Source organism: Nonomuraea sp. bgisy101 (assembly GCF_057708945.1).
In genome coordinates this window covers 272,030-287,311 of sequence record NZ_JBYITD010000010.1, presented here as the reverse complement: position 1 = coordinate 287,311, position 15,282 = coordinate 272,030, and the positions used below count along the sequence as shown (strand labels likewise).

Below are 15,282 nucleotides of genomic sequence, written 5' to 3'. Positions count from 1 at the left end.
CGTACCGGGGGCGTTCCTCTGGGGGGATCTGGGAGCGGGGAGGTGGGTGTGTCGAGCGTCGTGATGTTGCCGTACGCACTGTCCAGCGTCGCCGTCGCACGCCAGCGTCTCTGCACTGACCTGCAGGAGTGGGGGGTCTACGCCACCGCGATCGATGACGCGGTTCTGGTGGTGAGCGAGCTGCTGAGCAACGCGCTCAGGCATGCGCGTCCGCTGACCTCGGGCATGGTCAGGGTGGCGTGGCTGTGGAGCGACGACCATGTCGAGGTGGCGGTGAGTGACGGAGGTGCTGCGACAGAGCCGCGCGCGGGCCGTCCGACACTGTCATCACTCGGCGGGCGGGGGCTCGGGATAGTGGAGTACGTCGCGGAGAGCTGGGGCGTGCGGCACGACGGGGAGACGACCACGGTATGGGCCGTGCTCCCCGCCCCGCACACGGTCAACGGTCAGGTGGCGGCGTTCAAGGAGGCCGGATAGAGCAGACGGCGCTCGACCGCCGTCCAGGCGGTCGAGACGAGCAGGTAGACGCCCGCGGCCAGCGGCAGGAAGGCCGCCGCGGCCACCGTGCCGAACGGCAGCAGCTTCAGGATCCTGAACTGCCCCGCCTCCATCCTGCGCGAGGTGTACCACGCGATCAGCGCGATCGCCACGATGACACCCACGAAGGCCAGTGCGGGAGCGCTGATCAGCCCGTACTGGGCGATGACCGCGGCGATGTGCTGGCCGAGCACGTCGGTGCCGATCAGCGGATGGGTGGCCACCTGGTACATCAGCCACAGGAAGGGCGTCTGCGCCAAGGCGGGCCCGATGCCCGCGAACGCCGACGTGCCCTCCTTGGCGTAGAGGGCGTTGACCTCCTTGCTCAGCCGCTCGGGGTTACGGGCATGCCGTTCCTGCAGCTTCTTCAGCTGGGGGGCGAGCCTCTGCCGCACCTTCGCGGCCTTGGCCTGGCGCATGCTGAGCGGAAGCAGCAGCAGCCGTACGGCCAGCGTGAACAGCACGATCACCAGCGCGGTGTTACCGCCGAACCCGGTGATGAACATGACAAAAGAATCGATCATCACAACTCCTCATAGAAAGGTCTCTTTCGCTTATGAGGAGTGCGATGACGGAGCTCTCGGCCGCGGTCTGCCCGCCGCGTCGGGGTCGCGCTGGCGAAGGAAGGCCGTCCTCCTGGCGTAGGCCATGGGAAAACTCGGCGTGCCGCCCCGCTGGGCGAGGAACACGCCGCCGGCCCAGGCCGCCAGCAGGAGCAGGATCAGACCGGTGATCAGGACGAGACCGGCGGGATCCACCAGCGCGAGATGGAACACCTATCGAGCCGTCCTGCCCACCAGGGCGACGGCGACGAAGACGACGACGGCGATCACACCGATGATCAGTGCGAGCTTCAGCAGGCCCATGACCATGGGCAGGATGAAGGCAAAAAGTACCCACAGCGCCAGCAGCACACCGGCAACGAGCATGACCATTCGACCCATATGACCACCGTACGACGTGGACCATGCGTCCGCGAGGAAATTAGCCGTACCGTGACGGTGTGAGCACTCGCATCCTCGTGGTCGACGACGACCCGACCGTGGCCGAGGTCGTGGCGCGCTATCTCGAGCGGGACGGCCACCGCGTCGAGTGCGTGGGCGACGGCGCGGAGGCGCTGCGGCGCGCGCTCGCCGACCCGCCCGACCTGATGGTGCTCGACCTGATGCTGCCCAAGGTCGACGGCCTGCACGTGTGCAGGAAGCTCAGGGAGCGCTGGCCGGTCCCGGTGATCATGCTGACCGCGCTCGGCGAGGAGATCGACCGCGTGGTCGGTCTGGAGACCGGCGCCGACGACTACGTGACCAAGCCCTTCAGCCCGCGTGAGCTGGCGCTGCGCGTGCAGTCGGTGCTGCGCAGGGCTCGCGGCGCCGCCGCCGTCAGCGGCGGCACGGGCGTGCTGCGCGACGGCGACCTGGTCGTGGACGTGGGGGCGCACGAGGTACGGCGGGACGGCGAGCAGGTCATGCTGACCGCTCGGGAGTTCGACCTGCTGACGTACCTGATGCGCAACCCCCGCCAGGCCTTCAGCAGGGCCGCGCTGCTCGACCAGGTGTGGGGGTGGTCGTTCGGCGACTCCTCGACGGTGACCGTCCACGTGAGGAGGCTGCGGGAGAAGGTCGAGCCCGATCCGACCGCTCCGCGAAGGATCGTCACCGTGTGGGGCGTCGGCTACAGATACGAGCCCATGTCATGAATTTTCTGGAGATCGTCGCAGTCACGGCCGGGCTCGGCACGGTCGTGGCGGGTGCCGGTCTCGCGGTGATGTGGCGCCTGCGTACCCGTTCCATCGGCGTCATGCTGGCGGTCGTCGCGGTGGTCGCCGTCCTGGCCACCGTCGCGGGCGTCACGGCGATCACCCTCAAGATGCTCATCGACGTGCCCGCCAGGGACCTCGTGCTGAGCGTGGTGGCCGTCGGCGGACTGGTCGGCCTCGGCGTGGCGTTCGTGCTCGCGCGGCAGGTGGTCGGAGCCAGCCGGCGGCTGGCGGCGGCGGTGCGGGAGCCGTCCTTCGTCACGCCCCACGGCCTGCCCGCCGAACTGCGGGACATCGCCCGTGCACTCGAGGAGTCGTACGCCAGGGAGCGGGCGCTGGAGGGTGCGCGCAGGGAACTGGTGGCGTGGGTCAGCCACGACCTCCGCACACCGCTGGCGGGCATGCGCGCCATGGCGGAGGCTCTCGAGGACGGCGTCGGCGACCCGCGCCGGTACCCGACCCAGATCAGGGTGGAGGTCGAGAGGCTGTCCGCGATGGTCGACGACCTGTTCGAGCTGTCACGCATCCACGCCGGGGCGCTCCGGCTGACCCGCACCAGGATCGGGCTCGGCGACCTGGTGGCCGACACCGTGGCGGGGGTCGAGGCACTCGCGGTCGCCAAAGGCGTGAAGGTGCGGGCCACCTGCGAGATCGTCCCGGTGACCGCCGACCCTGGGGCGCTCGGGAGGGCGCTGAGCAACCTGGTGGTGAACGCGATCAGGCACACGCCTGTCGGGGGCGAGGTGGTGATCCGCGCCGCCGTACAGGACGGCGAGGCCTCGCTTTCCGTCACGGACGCCTGCGGAGGGATCCCCGAGGAGGACCTGGGACGGGTGTTCGAGGTGGCGTTCATGGGGGAGAAGGCGCGCACCCCGACCAGGGAGGGCGGCGCGGGCCTCGGCCTGGCCATCACCCAGGGGCTCGTCAGCGCCCATGACGGGCGCGTCACCGTGGCCAACGAAGGGGACGGCTGCCGGTTCGACATCCGGCTCCCTCTCTAGGTCCATCGGTTCGAGGGGGTCAGGTCCGCTGAGGTGAGAGGCGGCGGCCATGCTGGTGGCGGCACGGCCCCCTCGCGGCGGGCGGCTCCCCGCGTTTGAAGTCGTCGGCACATTTCGAGGAGCCGGTGTCCGGATGCGGACCGCCCGTTCGTCTTCGTGGTGAGTGCACGACACCGAGGAGCCAAGATGAAGTACATGATGTTCGTCTGCACGGACACCGCGCCCGACACCGACAAGTCGGACGAGCCCGACATCGACGTGTGGGTGTCGGAGAACGACGCGCGCGGCCGCCGGTTGGAGGGCAGCGTGCTGGCGCCGACGTCCGCGGCCACGACGGTCCGGGTCCGCAACGGCAAGCTGCTGGTCTCCGACGGCCCGTTCACCGAGACCAAGGAAGTGATCGTGGGGTACGACCTGCTGGAGTGCGCCGACCTGGACGAGGCCATCGAGGTCGCCCGCGCCCACCCGATGGCCCGAGCGGGACGGCTGGAGCTGCGCCCGCTGGTCGACCTGGACGGCTGACGGCATGACCGATGCGCCTGCGGCCGCGACGGCCGACGCCGTCGCGGCCGCGAGCGCGGATGCGTACCCGCGGATCGTGGCCACGCTCATCCGCGTCACCGGCGACTGGACGCTGGCCGAGGACTGCGCCCAGGAGGCGCTGACGCTCGCCCTGCAACGGTGGCCGCACGAGGGCGTGCCGGGCAACCCCGGCGGCTGGCTGACGACGGTGGCCCGCAACCGGGCGATCGACGTGCTGCGCCGCGCGTCGGTCGAGCGCCGCAAGCTGGCCGAACTGGCGGTGCTCGCGAGCACCGATCCGGACCCCGCCCCGGCGGAGGGGGACGTCGTGGACGACCGGCTGCGGCTCATCTTCACCTGCTGCCACCCCGCGCTCGCTCTGGAGGCGCGCGTGGCGCTGACGCTGCGAACCATCGGCGGGGTCCCGACCGCCGACATCGCCCGGGCCTTCCTGGTCAGCGAGTCGACCATGACCCGGCGCCTGACCAGGGCGAAAACGAAGATCGCGGATGCCGGCATCCCGTACAGGGTGCCGACAGGCGCGGCGCTCACCGAGCGGCTCCCCGGTGTTCTGGCGGTGCTGTACCTGCTGTTCACCCACGGCTACAACGCCGACGGCCGGCCGGCGTTCGCCGACGAGGCCATCCGCCTGGCCCGGCTCCTTCGGCAGCTCATGCCCGGTCAGGGCGAGGTGTCCGCGTTGCTGGCGCTGTTCCTGTTCCAGCACTCCCGGCGCGACGCCCGCCGCGACCGGCGCGGCAACCTGCTCACCCTGGACAGGCAGGACCGGCGCCGCTGGGACCACGCCGCCATCGCCGAGGGACTCCGCGTCCTTGACGGGACGCCAGAGGACGGGCCTTACGCGCTGCAGGCCAGGATCGCCGCCTGCCACGCCACCGCGGACTCCGCCGACACCACCGACTGGCCGGCGATCGCCACGTGGTACGACCGGCTCGCCCAGGTCCAGCCCTCACCGGTGATCGAGCTGAACCGTGCCGTGGCGCACGGCTACGCGTACGGGCCGGCGGCCGGGCTGGCCCTGCTCTCCCAGGCCCGCGCCGGCGGCGCGCTGGACGACTACCCGCTCGCCATAGCGGTGGAAGCCGACCTCACCGCTCGCCGCGGCGACCACGACCAGGCCGCCGCGCTGTTCCGACAGGCGGCCGAGGTGGCTCCTTCCGAGCCCGAACGTCGTGCGCTGCTCGACCGCGCCGAGGAGTCGCTCCGCGCGGCCGGCCCACACCGAGACCGGCTCCGGGCGTGAAGCCGCCCTGGTGAGGGGGGGAGCGGCACGGTTCGCGCACATCGCGGTCAACACTCTCGCTCTGGCCGGGCACCACGCCGCGACGGCCCGGGTCACAGCCGTGCCCGTAGCGACCTCCCCAACGTCAAGTTTGTCCATCTTTTTCGCTTTTCAGGATGATTATCCGTTTTCTGGGGGAGATGTCGGACCGATTCGAAGGCAGGCGCCCTCGAAACAGGAACGGCAAGGAGTGCCCATCATGAAGGACCGAACGCGGATAGCGCTTGCCGTCGCCGCCGGGTACTACCTCGGACGGCGGCACAAGTTGCGCCTGGCGGCCGCGGTGGCCGCTGCAGGGCTGGCGAGTCGTATGAGGCGGGGAGAGGGTGGCGGCCTCCTGGCGCAGGGCACCAAGCTGCTCGGCTCGTCCCCTGAACTGCAGCAGCTGACCAACAGGCTGCGCGGCGAACTCGTGGACGTCGGAAAGGCCGCGGCCGTGGCGGCGACGAGCAAGCAGATCGACACGCTGACCTCGCGGCTGCACGACCGCGCCGAGGCGTTGCGCAAGCCGGGCGGCGCCAGGAAGGCGGACGAGGCAGAGGCCGACGAGGTCGAGGAGTACGAGGGCGACGAGTACGAGGAGGAGCCCTACGAGGAGGAGGAAGAAGAAGAGAAGCCACCACCGAGGAAGCCACCGGCGAAGCCGAGGGCCAAGCGTCCCGTGCGCTCGGTCACCAGGGCGAGGGGATGAGCACGATGGCCGCACCCAAGGCCGCGGGAAAGGTCACAGGAAAGGTCACTGAGAAGGCCGCAGGGACGGTCGCCGAGAAGGTCGTGCAGGCGCTGCCGACCGACAAGCTCGCCCAGGAGCTGCAGAACGTGCTGACGGCGCTCGCCGAGCGGGCGTTGCAGTCGCTGAACGGCAAGGTCGAGGGGGTGGCCGGCCGGTTGACCGACTTCGCGGAAGGCGGCGGGACCAGCCTGCTCGGCGCCATCACCGGGTCGAAGGGATCGGGCGACGGCCAGTCCGGCTTCGGGCTGTCCATGGCGAAAGGGGCGATCACAGGAGCGATCAAGGGCGCGCTCGGCAAGTCCAAGTCGAGCGGAACGCTGAAGGTGACCAACATCGTCGAGGCGCTCGACATCGGCGCTCCTCTCCAGGTCGTCTACAACCAGTGGACGCTCTTCGAGGAGTTCCCGAGCTTCATGAAGAAGATCGAGAACGTCCAGCAGGAGTCGGAGGAGACGGTCACGTGGAAGGCGCAGATCTTCCTGTCACATCGTGACTGGAAGTCCAAGATCCTCGAGCAGGTGCCGGACAAGAGGATCATCTGGCGCTCTGAGGGGAAGAAGGGGTACGTCAACGGCGCCGTGACCTTCCACGCGCTCACCCCTGACGTCACCCGGGTGCTGCTCGTCCTGGAGTACCACCCCCAGGGTCTGTTCGAGCACGTCGGCAACCTCTGGCGCGCGCAGGGGCGGCGGGCTCGCCTCGAGTTCAAGCACTTCCGGCGCCATGTCATGACGCAGGTGCTGCTCCATCCCGAGGAGGTCGCCGACCGCGGCTGGCGGGGCGAGATCCACGACGGCAAGGTCGTCAAGGCCCACGAGACCGCCCTCGGGGAGGAGAAGGAGGAGCGCGGCGAAGACGAGGAGCGGCCGGACGAGGAGGCTGAGCTGGACGAGGAGGAGTTCGAGGAAGAAGAGCCCGAAGAGGAAGAGGAGCCCGAAGAGGAGGAGGAAGAGGAGGAAGAGGAAGAAGAGGAAGAGCCCGAAGAGGCGGAACTCGAGGAAGAGGAGGAACCCGAACAAAAAGAGGAGGAGGAAGCAGCGCCCGTCGTCGCCAGGGAACGGCCCAAGAACGCGGGTGTGAAGCGTCCAGTACGGCGACGCCGCACAGCGGACGAGGGCGACAGGCCGGCCCGAGCCACGCGGAGCACGCGCGCGCGGTGACGGGGGCCGGTGAAGCGATCAGCAAGGAGGACCCAGGTATGACGGTGCAGCCTGCGGCAGGCGGTGGGAACCGCGGGTCCGCGACCAGCCTGGCGGACGTCATCGACTCGATCCTCGACAAGGGGCTTGTCATCGACGCCTACGTCAGCGTCTCACTCATCGGCATCGAGATCCTGAGCATCGACGCGCGGATCGTCGTGGCCAGCGTGGACACCTATCTGCGCTTCGCCGAGGCGACGGACCGGCTGGACCTCACGAAGTCCAGGAAGCCAGGGGTCCCGGAAATGCTGGAAGGGGTGACCCAGGGACAGGAGATGGGGGAGGCGGAACAACTGGAGCAGATCGAGCAGGTCCGGAGCGGCGACGCCCGGGGTTCGCTCGAGGCCGCCGGTGACAGGTTGCGAGACTTCGCAGGCGACCGCGAAGAGGCGCCGAGGAAAGCGCGGTCGCGAAGGGAGGAGGCGTGACATGAGCGAGAACCCTCCCACCGAGCAGGTGAACGGGTACTACATCTACGGTGTCGTGCCGGCGGAGGTCGAGATCGACCCCGAGGCGAAGGGCGTGGGGGACCCGCCCGCCTCGGTGCGGGCCGTACGGCACGGGAAGATCGCCGCGCTGGTGAGCGAGATCCAGCTCGACCGCCCGCTCGGCACCCCCCAGGACCTGATGGCGCACGAGCAGCTTCTCGACGCTGCGGCGGCGGAGGTGCCCGTGCTCCCCATCCGCTTCGGCGCCGTGCTCGCGAACGGCGACGCGGTGCTCGAGGAGTTCCTCGAGCCGTACCACGACGACTTCGCCGCCGCCCTGGCGGAGCTGGAGGGGCGCGCGCAGTACGTGGTCAAGGGGCGCTACGTGGAGGACGTGGTGCTCAGCGAGGTGCTCGACGAGAACCCCGAGGCGGCGCGGCTGCGGGAGGAGATCCGCGAGCTGCCGGACGACGCCTCACGCGACCGGCGCATCCAGCTCGGCGAGATCATCAACGGGTCGATCACGGCCAAGCGGGATGCCGACACGCAGGCGCTGGTCGAGGGGGTCGAGGGCGTCAGCGTCATGGTGTCCGAGCGGCCGCCTTCGCACGAGCAGGACGCGGTACACGTGGCCCTTCTCGTGGAGAACGGCCGGCAGGGCGAGCTCGAGCGGGTCGTGGACGAGTTCGGGCGGCGCTGGTCAGGCCGGATCACGTTGCGGCTGCTCGGCCCGCTGGCGCCGTACGACTTCGTCGTGTCACAGAACCAAGAGGCACGGTGATGGGACTGATCACCGGCATCCTGGGCCTGCCGCTCGCGCCGCTCAAGGGGCTGATCCGCCTCGCGGAGGTCATCCAGGAACAGGTCGATCGCGAGCTTCACGACCCCGCGGTGGCCAGGCGCCAGCTGGAGGAGATCGAGGCGGCGCAGGCGGAGGACGTGATCTCCGAGGAGGAGGCGCATGAGGCGATGACCCAGGTCCTCGAGCGGATGACCGATCAGTCGGCGGCCGAGCCGGAGGACACGGTGCCGGAGGACGCCGCGCCGGAGGACGCCGAGCCGGAGGACACGGAGAGGAGGTGACCCCGTGCCCGCCAAGCGCAGGGTCGCGCGTCCGGAGGAGGACCAGGCCGACAGGCCCGTCAGGCGTCGTGACCGCGAGCTGACGGCCGCGACCGCGAGCGAGGTCGGGCTGCGCCACATCGTCGACCTGACCTCGAGAGAGGCGGAGAGCGTCACGCTGGTGGAGCCGGTGGAGGACGGGTGGGTGGTGGTCGTCGAGGTCGTCGAGGACCGGCGCATCCCCTCGTCCGGGGACATCCTGGCGCTCTACGAGGCCGATCTCGACCTGGAGGGGAACCTGCTGGCCTACCGGAGGAAGGGCCGCTACCGGCGAGGAAGCGGCGACAATCCGTACGAGGGGTCATGACATGACGGAAGCCTCACGATTCGCGCCCAGCGTACGCCCGCGCTCCTCTGTCGCCGCACCGGGCCGTGAGCCCGCCAACCTGGGCGACATCCTGGAGCGGGTGCTCGACCGAGGCGTGGTGATCGCGGGCGACATCCGGGTGAACCTGCTCGACATCGAGCTGCTCACGATCAAGCTGCGCCTGGTGATCGCCTCGGTCGACACGGCCAGGGAGATGGGCATCGACTGGTGGGAGCACGACCCGTGGCTCACCGGCGACAACCGCGGCCTCCTCGAGGAGAACCGCAGGCTGCGCGCCCGGCTGACCGCGCTCGAGGAGCGGCAGTCCCTGGAGGCCGGACGATCGGATGATCACCATGACTGACGAAGGGACCTACCTCTACGCGGTGACCTCCGACACCGGCCTCCCCTGTCCTGAAGGCCTGGCCGGCGTCGGCGGCACCGAGGTTCGGGCCATCTCGCACGCGGGGCTCGTCGCGTACGTGAGCACCGTGCCGCTCGACCGGTTCGGCGCGGAGCCGCTACGGGAGTCGATGGAGGACCTCGACTGGCTCGGCGAGACCGCGAGAGCGCACCACCGCGTGGTGGAGGCGGTCGCCGAAGGCAGGCCGGCCGCGCCGGTCAGGCTCGTGACCGTGTACAGCGATGACGAGCAGATCAGGCGCCTGCTGAGCCGGCGGCACGACGACTTCATCGAGGTCCTCGCCCGCATCGCCGACCGGCAGGAATGGGGTGTGAAGGCCTACGTCGACCTGGCGTCCGCCCCTCCCGCCGAGGAGGGCGCGACGACGGCGGGCGGCCCCGGCGCCGCGTATCTCCGGCGGCGCCAGGAGAGCATTCGCGGCCGGGAGGAGGCGTGGCGCCAGGCCGCCGCGCGCGCGGAGGCGATCCACGACGCCCTCTCCTCCTTCGCCATCGCGAGCCGCCGTCACCGCGCGCAGGACCCGCAGCTGTCCGGCCGCAAGGAGCTCATGATCCTCAACGGCGCCTACCTCGTCGAACACGACCGCGGGGAGGCGTTCGACCGCCTGGTCGAGGAACTGCGCGAGCCGGGCGTCGACATCGAGATCACCGGCCCGTGGGCGCCCTATTCCTTCACCGACCTGGCCGACCCCGCGGAGCCCGAGGTACTCGGCGATGACTGAGCAGTCCCGCGGCGCCGCCCTGGCCAGGGAGGGCAGGCTCCCGCCCGAACGGGTGGCGCTGGTCGACCTCCTGGACCGGCTGCTGGCGGGCGGCGTGGTCGTGAGCGGCGACCTGGTGCTGTCCATCGCGGACATCGACCTCGTACGGATCTCCGTACGCGCCCTGATCATGTCCGTCCGCGACTGCGACCCGACGGCCGGCGGCACCACCAGGAGGTGAGATCACGATGGAGACCGGCCGGACGGCACGGACCAGCAGGCTGCGCATCGAGACCGACGCCGAGGCGATGGAGCGCGACCTGTCCCGCCTGGTGCTCACGCTGGTCGAGCTCGTCCGGCAGCTGGTGGAGCGCCAGGCCGTACGGCGGATGGAACAGGGCGACCTGTCCGAGGACCAGATCGAGGTGCTCGGCCTGACACTGATGCGGTTGGAGGAGGCGATGACCGAGCTGTGCGACCGGTTCGGTCTGACTCCGGCCGACCTCAACCTGGACCTGGGGCCGCTGGGAACACTCCTCCCCGAGGACTGACCCCGCCTCCTTCCGAGCGGACGGCCCCCTTCCGAGGCGCCTGTGAGCGGGCGCCTCTTGAGTGGGCGGCCTTGTTTTGCGGGTGCCCGCCATCCGAGTGGGGGGCCTTGTTTGCGGGTGTCCGCCATCCGAGTGGGCGGCCTTCTTTGCGGGTAGCCGCCTTCCAGGTGGGTGGCCGCCGCCTCCAGAGGCGCGGGCGTTCCGGTCTAGTGCTCGGTACGGGAGGCCCCCGCCTTGATCGCCGCCGCCTTGACCGCGAGGGCGTCGGCGAGTTCCCTGCCCTGCGCGAGCGCCTCGGCCCGCACCTGCTTGGCCATGGCACGGGCATCCGCCTGACTCTGCCTGGCGACGGCGGCGGCGTCGCGCTCGGCCTCGGCCACCCTGGCGGTCGCCCGCTCGACGGCCTGGCGCGCCGCGCCGACCGACTGCTCGGCGTCCGACATGGCCAGCTTGATGCGAGCGTCGACGAGGTTGGAGAGCGTGGTGTCCGACATGACGTTTTCCCTTTCCGCTTCACTGGTGTGACACCGAGGTCATCGGGTTCGCTGTGCCGTGACCTCTGGCGTGCACCCAACGATGCCCAGCACCGCTGTCACCGGACTGATGTCGCGCTGACACGGCCCGCGGGGCACTCGTCAGCCCGGTCATCGGTGACGCGGACACCGATGGCGGATCATGCTGATGAGCGGTCGCACCAGCACGCCGGCGACGCCGCGGCGGCCGCCGCGCGTGACGCCGGGTCGGCGGTGAGCGCGCGGCCTGTGCCGGCACGGGGTGTCGTGCGCTGTTGAGCTCGCCTGACACCGCGCACCCCGGCAGCCGCACCGCCTGCTCGCCGTCGCCGGGGGACCCGGACGAAAGCTGTCAGCGGATCGTCGCGCCGTACACGTGGTCGACCGTCATCGTCATGAGCACTCGACGGTCGGACACCATGACCGACCGGTACTCCTCCCAGTCCGGGTGCTCCCCTGCGGCGAGGCGGTAGTAGTCCACCAGCGCCTCCACCTCGGGACCGTGGGGGTCTGTTCCCGGCCCGGTGAGTGTCACGGCGCCCTCGGCGGTGGCCCACTCTCGGCCGTCGGGGCTGGTGACCTCCAGCGCGGCTCGCGGGTCCCGGCGCAGATTCGCCGTCTTGGCCGCTCCCTCGTTCATCGCGACGTGGATGACGCCGGTGTCCTGGTCGTAGAAGGGCATGACGGGGGACAGCTGGGGGCGGCCGTCCGACTTGATCGTGGCGAGCACGCCGAGCCGGCTTTCCGCGAGCAGGGTGCGTGGCTCGAAAGAGGTGGCGGTCAGGTCCGGGTCCGGCCGGCGGTCCGGCCGGCCGCCGGTCACGGCCGCACCCCTGCGGGCCTGCGGAACTGCTCGATCATCGCCGCGTAGCCGTCGCCGCCGTGCCCCTCGGCTACTGCTCGGTCGGCCAGGGCCTTGACGAACCTCGGCAGTTCGGCGTTGACACCGAGCGACTCGCTCTCCTGGACGAGGTGCTCCATCGCGGCCAGGTGAGTGTCGATGGTGGAATCCAGGGCCGGGTACGTGCCGTCGTCGATTTGCCGGGCGTACCCGGAAAGCCAGTCGGCGACGGTCCCGATCCCCGTCTTCGCGACCGGGGCGAACGTCGCGGCGTCCACCCCCGCCGTGCCGAGCAAGGCGGCGCCCTGGAGGAAGCCGTTCAGAATGTTCCACATCAGGCTCAGCACAGCCACGTCGTACAGCGACGACAGGCCATGATCCTCGCCGAGGTACGTCGTCCCCGCGCCGAGGCTCCTCAGCGCCGGCGCGTGCAGGTCGAAGGCCGACCGCGGCCCGCTGTAGAGGATGACGGCGTCCGCTCCGACGGCGGCAGGGGCAGCCATGATCGCGCCGTCGAGATAGGCGCTGCCGCGCCGCGCCGCCCACTCGGCGGTCTCCCGGGCCGCCTGCGACGTGCCCGAGGTCAGGTTCACCAGGACCCGGCCGTCGAGAACCGCGCCCAGCGGATCGAGCAGTTCGCGCGCGGCGGCGTAGTCCGACACGCAGACGACCACGAGCGGGCCGGCCGCGACGGCGTCGCCGACCGAGTCCGCCAGCTTCGCGCCCTGGGCGACGAGCTGGTCGGCCTTCGCCGCCGTACGGTTCCACACGGTCGTCGGATACCCGTCGCGCAGGAACGCACCGGCCAGCGCCTGGCCCATCAGACCCAGGCCGATGACCGTCACGGGAGTGGGGCTCTGCATCATGTTCCCCTCGAGGTGAGTTGAGGTGGTCATGGCAGAATCATCAACGTTCACACCGATATGAAGGTCAAGGAGGAGCGGGCGTGCTGATCGGGGAGCTGAGCCGGCAGACCGGAGTCAACGCGCACCAGCTGCGCTACTACGAGGCGCAGGGCCTGCTCGAGCCCGACCGCGGCGCCAACGGCTACCGCGAGTACACCGACGATGCCGTCCTGACCGTGACGCAGATCAGAAGGCTGCTCGAAGCAGGACTGTCGACCCAGGAGATCGGGTACATGCTGCCGTGCGCCACCGGCGCGGCTCCCGACCTCGAGTCCTGCCCCGAGCTGCTGGCCGTCCTGCGAGCTCGCCTGCACGGGCTGGACGAGCACATCGACACGCTCAACCGTTCGCGCCAGGTCCTCCACGACTACATCGACGTCACCGAACGGCGGGTGGCAGGGCGGTATCGGCCTTGCGACTCCGCCGCGCCGGATCAGACACCGGCGTGATCCTGCTCCGGCGCGGGCTCCCCCGTTGGGGGTTTCGTGCTGGGCGTCCCTGGTGCGGACGGGCCGACCCTCGACGGTGCCGCCGATCAGGAGCGAGAGCGTGTGGCTAGAGTGGCATGATGATCTTCACCATTGCGCAGGCCGCAGCCGCCGACGGGGACGCTCTGGGCGAGATCCACGCAGAGGCATGGAAAGTCGCCTACGTCCCCTTCTTCGCACCGGACTTCGCCGAGCAGGCGGTACGGCGCCGCCGTACCCAGTGGCACGAACGCATCGTCCAGACCAAGGACACGATCATGCTGGCGAGGGGCGACGGGCGCCCGCTGGCCCTGTCGTGCTTCGGCCCCTCCAGAACGAAGCCGGGAGTAGCGGAGATCTACAGCTTCTTCGCCCACCCGGACGGCTGGGGCACGGGAGCCGCCAGAGCCCTCATGACCGCCACGCTGGAACGACTCAAGAAGGACGGCTTCGACCACGTCCACCTGTGGACGCTGCACGACACTCCGCAGTCCCGGCGCTTCTACACCAAGTGCGGCTTCACGGAAACGGGCGTGCTCCGCGATCACGACTTCGGTGACGGGCGGCCGCTGGCACAGGTGGAGTTCGCCATCCACCTCTGAACCGGCCCCGCGTGACCTCGACCGAGAAAAGGTCCCGGCCGTACAGGTTCAGGCTCAGGTCGAGCACGCCGAGCATCGATCCATCGGGTGAGAAGGCGCAGTCGGTGAGCACGGCGCCCGGGCATGGCGGGGACGTGGAGGTTCCACGGACTCACCGTGCGAGCCGCGCTCGATGCCAGGATCCGCAGTGAGATGCTCACCGAACGCCTGCCGATACGTATCCACGCGATGATGACTATGGTCGCCGCGCCGATCAGGCCGGGCGTGAGTCCCACCGAGGGCGTCGTCGGGCGCCTCGCCTGCCTGGATCCGAGCGGAGTCCGGCCAACCCTTGCTCGTCGACGAGCCGGCAACGCAGGAGAGCGGGCCTACCAGTGGAGGGGATATGACTCTGAACGCGGAAGCCGTGACCGCTGTTGACCAGTACTTCGCCCGGTACGGAAGACGGCGCCACGCACCTCGCCCGTCCCTGGGGCGTCCCGCTGGCAGGTGAACCAGAACCGCCTGGCCGACGTCCTAGGAACATGACGCGTAAGCGCTGGGCCGTCGTCATTGCCTTAGCCGCTGTGCTGAGTCTGGTGGCTCTGGTATGGGTCACAACCGAGCACGACCGGCGGCTCGACAGGCACGTACGGCAGACTCTTGAGCGCTATGAGCAGGCCTTCGCCAGAGACGGTGCCCGGGCTGCTCCGGCACCGTCCGCCCCCGTTCTCCAGGTTCCTTTCGTGCCTTTCGTGGAGAAGGTCATCGTCCATCATGATGGGAGGACGCTCACCGCCGAGTTCACCGGGGCAAGGGCCACCGGTCCTTGCGGCGCGGACTACCCCGCCCGAGCCGTCGAGTCCGAACATGCCGCCGTGATCGTGGTGGAAGAACGCCCGCACGAGGGTGGACGGGTGTGCTCAGCGATGGGATACCTCAGACAGGTCACGGTACGACTCAGCAGCCCCCTGGGCAGCCGCACGGTACTGGAGGTCAAGTCAGGGATGCCCGTTCCTGTCGATCTTGCGGAATGAGCAGGAACAGGGGTCGCAATACAGGCTCACGCGTTTCCCCAGGCCCGGTCCCGATCTATGGATCGCGACCGATTGGTCTCCTTCCTGCGCGACGGAGGCCTCGTCGAGGTCCTGGGGAGAGCCGAGCCCAAGGCCAAGATCTTCGCTTGCGCACCGTGGCGTCCCGGATGCATGCTCACGGTCGTGAGCCGCCTACCCGACCCCTTGCCCGAGTTCTTCGACTGCGGCTGCCCGGACGTCTACTACTGCCCGCGAGCAGGTGAGGTCGAGTGCCCTCGGCACAGCGGCTTCGACGTCTGCTGCGACGCACTTGATCAGCACATCCCGATCCGTGTGTGATCACTGGAGAGCGATCA

The 15,282-nt window shown here is 69.9% G+C and carries 25 protein-coding genes; 19 read left to right on the top strand and 6 right to left on the bottom strand.

Annotated elements, in window-relative coordinates:
- Positions 1–48: 48 nt before the first annotated feature.
- Positions 49–477 carry an ATP-binding protein gene (locus AC3EO4_RS21245; RefSeq protein WP_379572721.1) on the top strand — a complete coding sequence of 143 codons (429 nt, stop codon included), beginning with the start codon at positions 49–51 and terminating at the stop codon, positions 475–477.
- Here AC3EO4_RS21245 and AC3EO4_RS21240 read toward each other — a convergent pair.
- Genes AC3EO4_RS21240 through AC3EO4_RS21230 form a run of 3 tightly spaced genes read right to left on the bottom strand, consistent with a single transcriptional unit; the run spans position 447 to position 1,481 of the window.
- Entirely contained in the window at positions 447–1,061 is a 615-nt protein-coding gene (locus AC3EO4_RS21240; protein WP_379572720.1) for a YidC/Oxa1 family membrane protein insertase, read from the bottom strand. The two genes, AC3EO4_RS21245 and AC3EO4_RS21240, sit on opposite strands and share 31 nt — an antisense overlap.
- Positions 1,062–1,091: 30 nt before the next feature.
- Positions 1,092–1,313, bottom strand: coding sequence for a DUF6412 domain-containing protein (locus AC3EO4_RS21235; RefSeq protein ID WP_379572719.1), 222 nt, complete (start codon positions 1,311–1,313; stop codon positions 1,092–1,094).
- Positions 1,314–1,481, bottom strand: a complete 168-nt coding sequence (locus tag AC3EO4_RS21230) for a hypothetical protein (RefSeq protein ID WP_431897274.1) — start codon at positions 1,479–1,481, stop codon at positions 1,314–1,316.
- A gap of 59 nt (positions 1,482–1,540) precedes the next feature.
- Here AC3EO4_RS21230 and AC3EO4_RS21225 point away from each other — a divergent pair, with 59 nt between their 5' ends.
- The 14 genes from AC3EO4_RS21225 (at position 1,541) to AC3EO4_RS21160 (ending at position 10,583) form a co-directional block, all read left to right on the top strand.
- Positions 1,541–2,233: a response regulator transcription factor gene (locus tag AC3EO4_RS21225; RefSeq protein ID WP_431897272.1), complete on the top strand. Its 693-nt coding sequence runs from the start codon at positions 1,541–1,543 to the stop codon at positions 2,231–2,233.
- Complete coding sequence (locus AC3EO4_RS21220; RefSeq protein WP_431897271.1) at positions 2,230–3,294, top strand: sensor histidine kinase; 1,065 nt, start codon at positions 2,230–2,232, stop codon at positions 3,292–3,294. Before AC3EO4_RS21225 ends, AC3EO4_RS21220 begins: the two co-directional genes overlap by 4 nt.
- A 186-nt stretch (positions 3,295–3,480) precedes the next feature.
- The gene (locus tag AC3EO4_RS21215) at positions 3,481–3,816 is read left to right on the top strand and encodes a YciI family protein (protein WP_379572715.1); all 336 of its coding nucleotides are present in this window, start codon (positions 3,481–3,483) and stop codon (positions 3,814–3,816) included.
- 4 nt (positions 3,817–3,820) lie between these two features.
- Positions 3,821–5,080 (top strand): RNA polymerase sigma factor, encoded by a 1,260-nt coding sequence (locus AC3EO4_RS21210; protein WP_431897269.1) that lies wholly within the window; start codon positions 3,821–3,823, stop codon positions 5,078–5,080.
- A gap of 238 nt (positions 5,081–5,318) precedes the next feature.
- On the top strand, positions 5,319–5,810 hold the full coding sequence (locus AC3EO4_RS21205; RefSeq protein WP_431897267.1) for a hypothetical protein: 492 nt from the start codon (positions 5,319–5,321) through the stop codon (positions 5,808–5,810).
- Between the two features lie 5 nt (positions 5,811–5,815).
- Positions 5,816–7,012: an SRPBCC family protein gene (locus AC3EO4_RS21200; protein WP_379572712.1), complete on the top strand. Its 1,197-nt coding sequence runs from the start codon at positions 5,816–5,818 to the stop codon at positions 7,010–7,012.
- Positions 7,013–7,050: 38 nt separating this feature from the next.
- Positions 7,051–7,479 carry a gas vesicle protein GvpJ gene (gene gvpJ, locus AC3EO4_RS21195; RefSeq protein ID WP_431897265.1) on the top strand — a complete coding sequence of 143 codons (429 nt, stop codon included), beginning with the start codon at positions 7,051–7,053 and terminating at the stop codon, positions 7,477–7,479.
- 1 nt (position 7,480) lies between these two features.
- Positions 7,481–8,260: a GvpL/GvpF family gas vesicle protein gene (locus tag AC3EO4_RS21190; protein ID WP_379572711.1), complete on the top strand. Its 780-nt coding sequence runs from the start codon at positions 7,481–7,483 to the stop codon at positions 8,258–8,260.
- On the top strand, positions 8,260–8,562 hold the full coding sequence (locus AC3EO4_RS21185; RefSeq protein WP_379572710.1) for a gas vesicle protein GvpG: 303 nt from the start codon (positions 8,260–8,262) through the stop codon (positions 8,560–8,562). The genes AC3EO4_RS21190 and AC3EO4_RS21185 overlap by 1 nt, the downstream gene beginning before the upstream one ends.
- Before the next feature lie 4 nt (positions 8,563–8,566).
- On the top strand, positions 8,567–8,908 hold the full coding sequence (gvpO, locus tag AC3EO4_RS21180; protein ID WP_431897264.1) for a gas vesicle protein GvpO: 342 nt from the start codon (positions 8,567–8,569) through the stop codon (positions 8,906–8,908).
- A 1-nt stretch (position 8,909) separates the two neighbouring features.
- The gene (gene gvpJ, locus AC3EO4_RS21175; RefSeq protein WP_379572708.1) at positions 8,910–9,272 is read left to right on the top strand and encodes a gas vesicle protein GvpJ; all 363 of its coding nucleotides are present in this window, start codon (positions 8,910–8,912) and stop codon (positions 9,270–9,272) included.
- Entirely contained in the window at positions 9,265–10,053 is a 789-nt protein-coding gene (locus tag AC3EO4_RS21170; protein WP_379572707.1) for a GvpL/GvpF family gas vesicle protein, read from the top strand. The genes gvpJ (AC3EO4_RS21175) and AC3EO4_RS21170 overlap by 8 nt, the downstream gene beginning before the upstream one ends.
- Positions 10,046–10,273 (top strand): gas vesicle protein, encoded by a 228-nt coding sequence (locus AC3EO4_RS21165; RefSeq protein WP_379572706.1) that lies wholly within the window; start codon positions 10,046–10,048, stop codon positions 10,271–10,273. Before AC3EO4_RS21170 ends, AC3EO4_RS21165 begins: the two co-directional genes overlap by 8 nt.
- 7 nt (positions 10,274–10,280) lie before the next feature.
- Positions 10,281–10,583 (top strand): gas vesicle protein K, encoded by a 303-nt coding sequence (locus AC3EO4_RS21160; RefSeq protein ID WP_379572705.1) that lies wholly within the window; start codon positions 10,281–10,283, stop codon positions 10,581–10,583.
- Between the two features lie 206 nt (positions 10,584–10,789).
- Here the strand turns inward: AC3EO4_RS21160 and AC3EO4_RS21155 are convergent, their stop codons facing one another.
- The 3 genes from AC3EO4_RS21155 to AC3EO4_RS21145 all read right to left on the bottom strand — a co-directional run bounded on the left by AC3EO4_RS21155 (position 10,790) and on the right by AC3EO4_RS21145 (position 12,832).
- Entirely contained in the window at positions 10,790–11,077 is a 288-nt protein-coding gene (locus tag AC3EO4_RS21155; protein ID WP_379572704.1) for a hypothetical protein, read from the bottom strand.
- A gap of 370 nt (positions 11,078–11,447) precedes the next feature.
- Entirely contained in the window at positions 11,448–11,879 is a 432-nt protein-coding gene (locus AC3EO4_RS21150) for a PPOX class F420-dependent oxidoreductase (protein WP_379573033.1), read from the bottom strand.
- Positions 11,880–11,914: 35 nt separating this feature from the next.
- Complete coding sequence (locus AC3EO4_RS21145; RefSeq protein WP_431897262.1) at positions 11,915–12,832, bottom strand: NAD(P)-dependent oxidoreductase; 918 nt, start codon at positions 12,830–12,832, stop codon at positions 11,915–11,917.
- A 50-nt stretch (positions 12,833–12,882) separates the two neighbouring features.
- On the opposite strand from AC3EO4_RS21145, the gene AC3EO4_RS21140 reads away from it, so the two are divergent.
- The 4 genes from AC3EO4_RS21140 (at position 12,883) to AC3EO4_RS21125 (ending at position 15,265) form a co-directional block, all read left to right on the top strand.
- Complete coding sequence (locus AC3EO4_RS21140) at positions 12,883–13,290, top strand: MerR family transcriptional regulator (RefSeq protein WP_431897260.1); 408 nt, start codon at positions 12,883–12,885, stop codon at positions 13,288–13,290.
- Between the two features lie 119 nt (positions 13,291–13,409).
- Positions 13,410–13,910: a GNAT family N-acetyltransferase gene (locus AC3EO4_RS21135; protein ID WP_431897258.1), complete on the top strand. Its 501-nt coding sequence runs from the start codon at positions 13,410–13,412 to the stop codon at positions 13,908–13,910.
- A gap of 524 nt (positions 13,911–14,434) precedes the next feature.
- A complete protein-coding gene (locus AC3EO4_RS21130; RefSeq protein ID WP_431897256.1) occupies positions 14,435–14,926 on the top strand; it encodes a hypothetical protein in 492 nt (163 codons plus the stop codon).
- Positions 14,927–14,983: 57 nt separating this feature from the next.
- The gene (locus AC3EO4_RS21125; protein ID WP_431897255.1) at positions 14,984–15,265 is read left to right on the top strand and encodes a hypothetical protein; all 282 of its coding nucleotides are present in this window, start codon (positions 14,984–14,986) and stop codon (positions 15,263–15,265) included.
- The last annotated feature ends 17 nt before the right edge of the window (positions 15,266–15,282 follow it).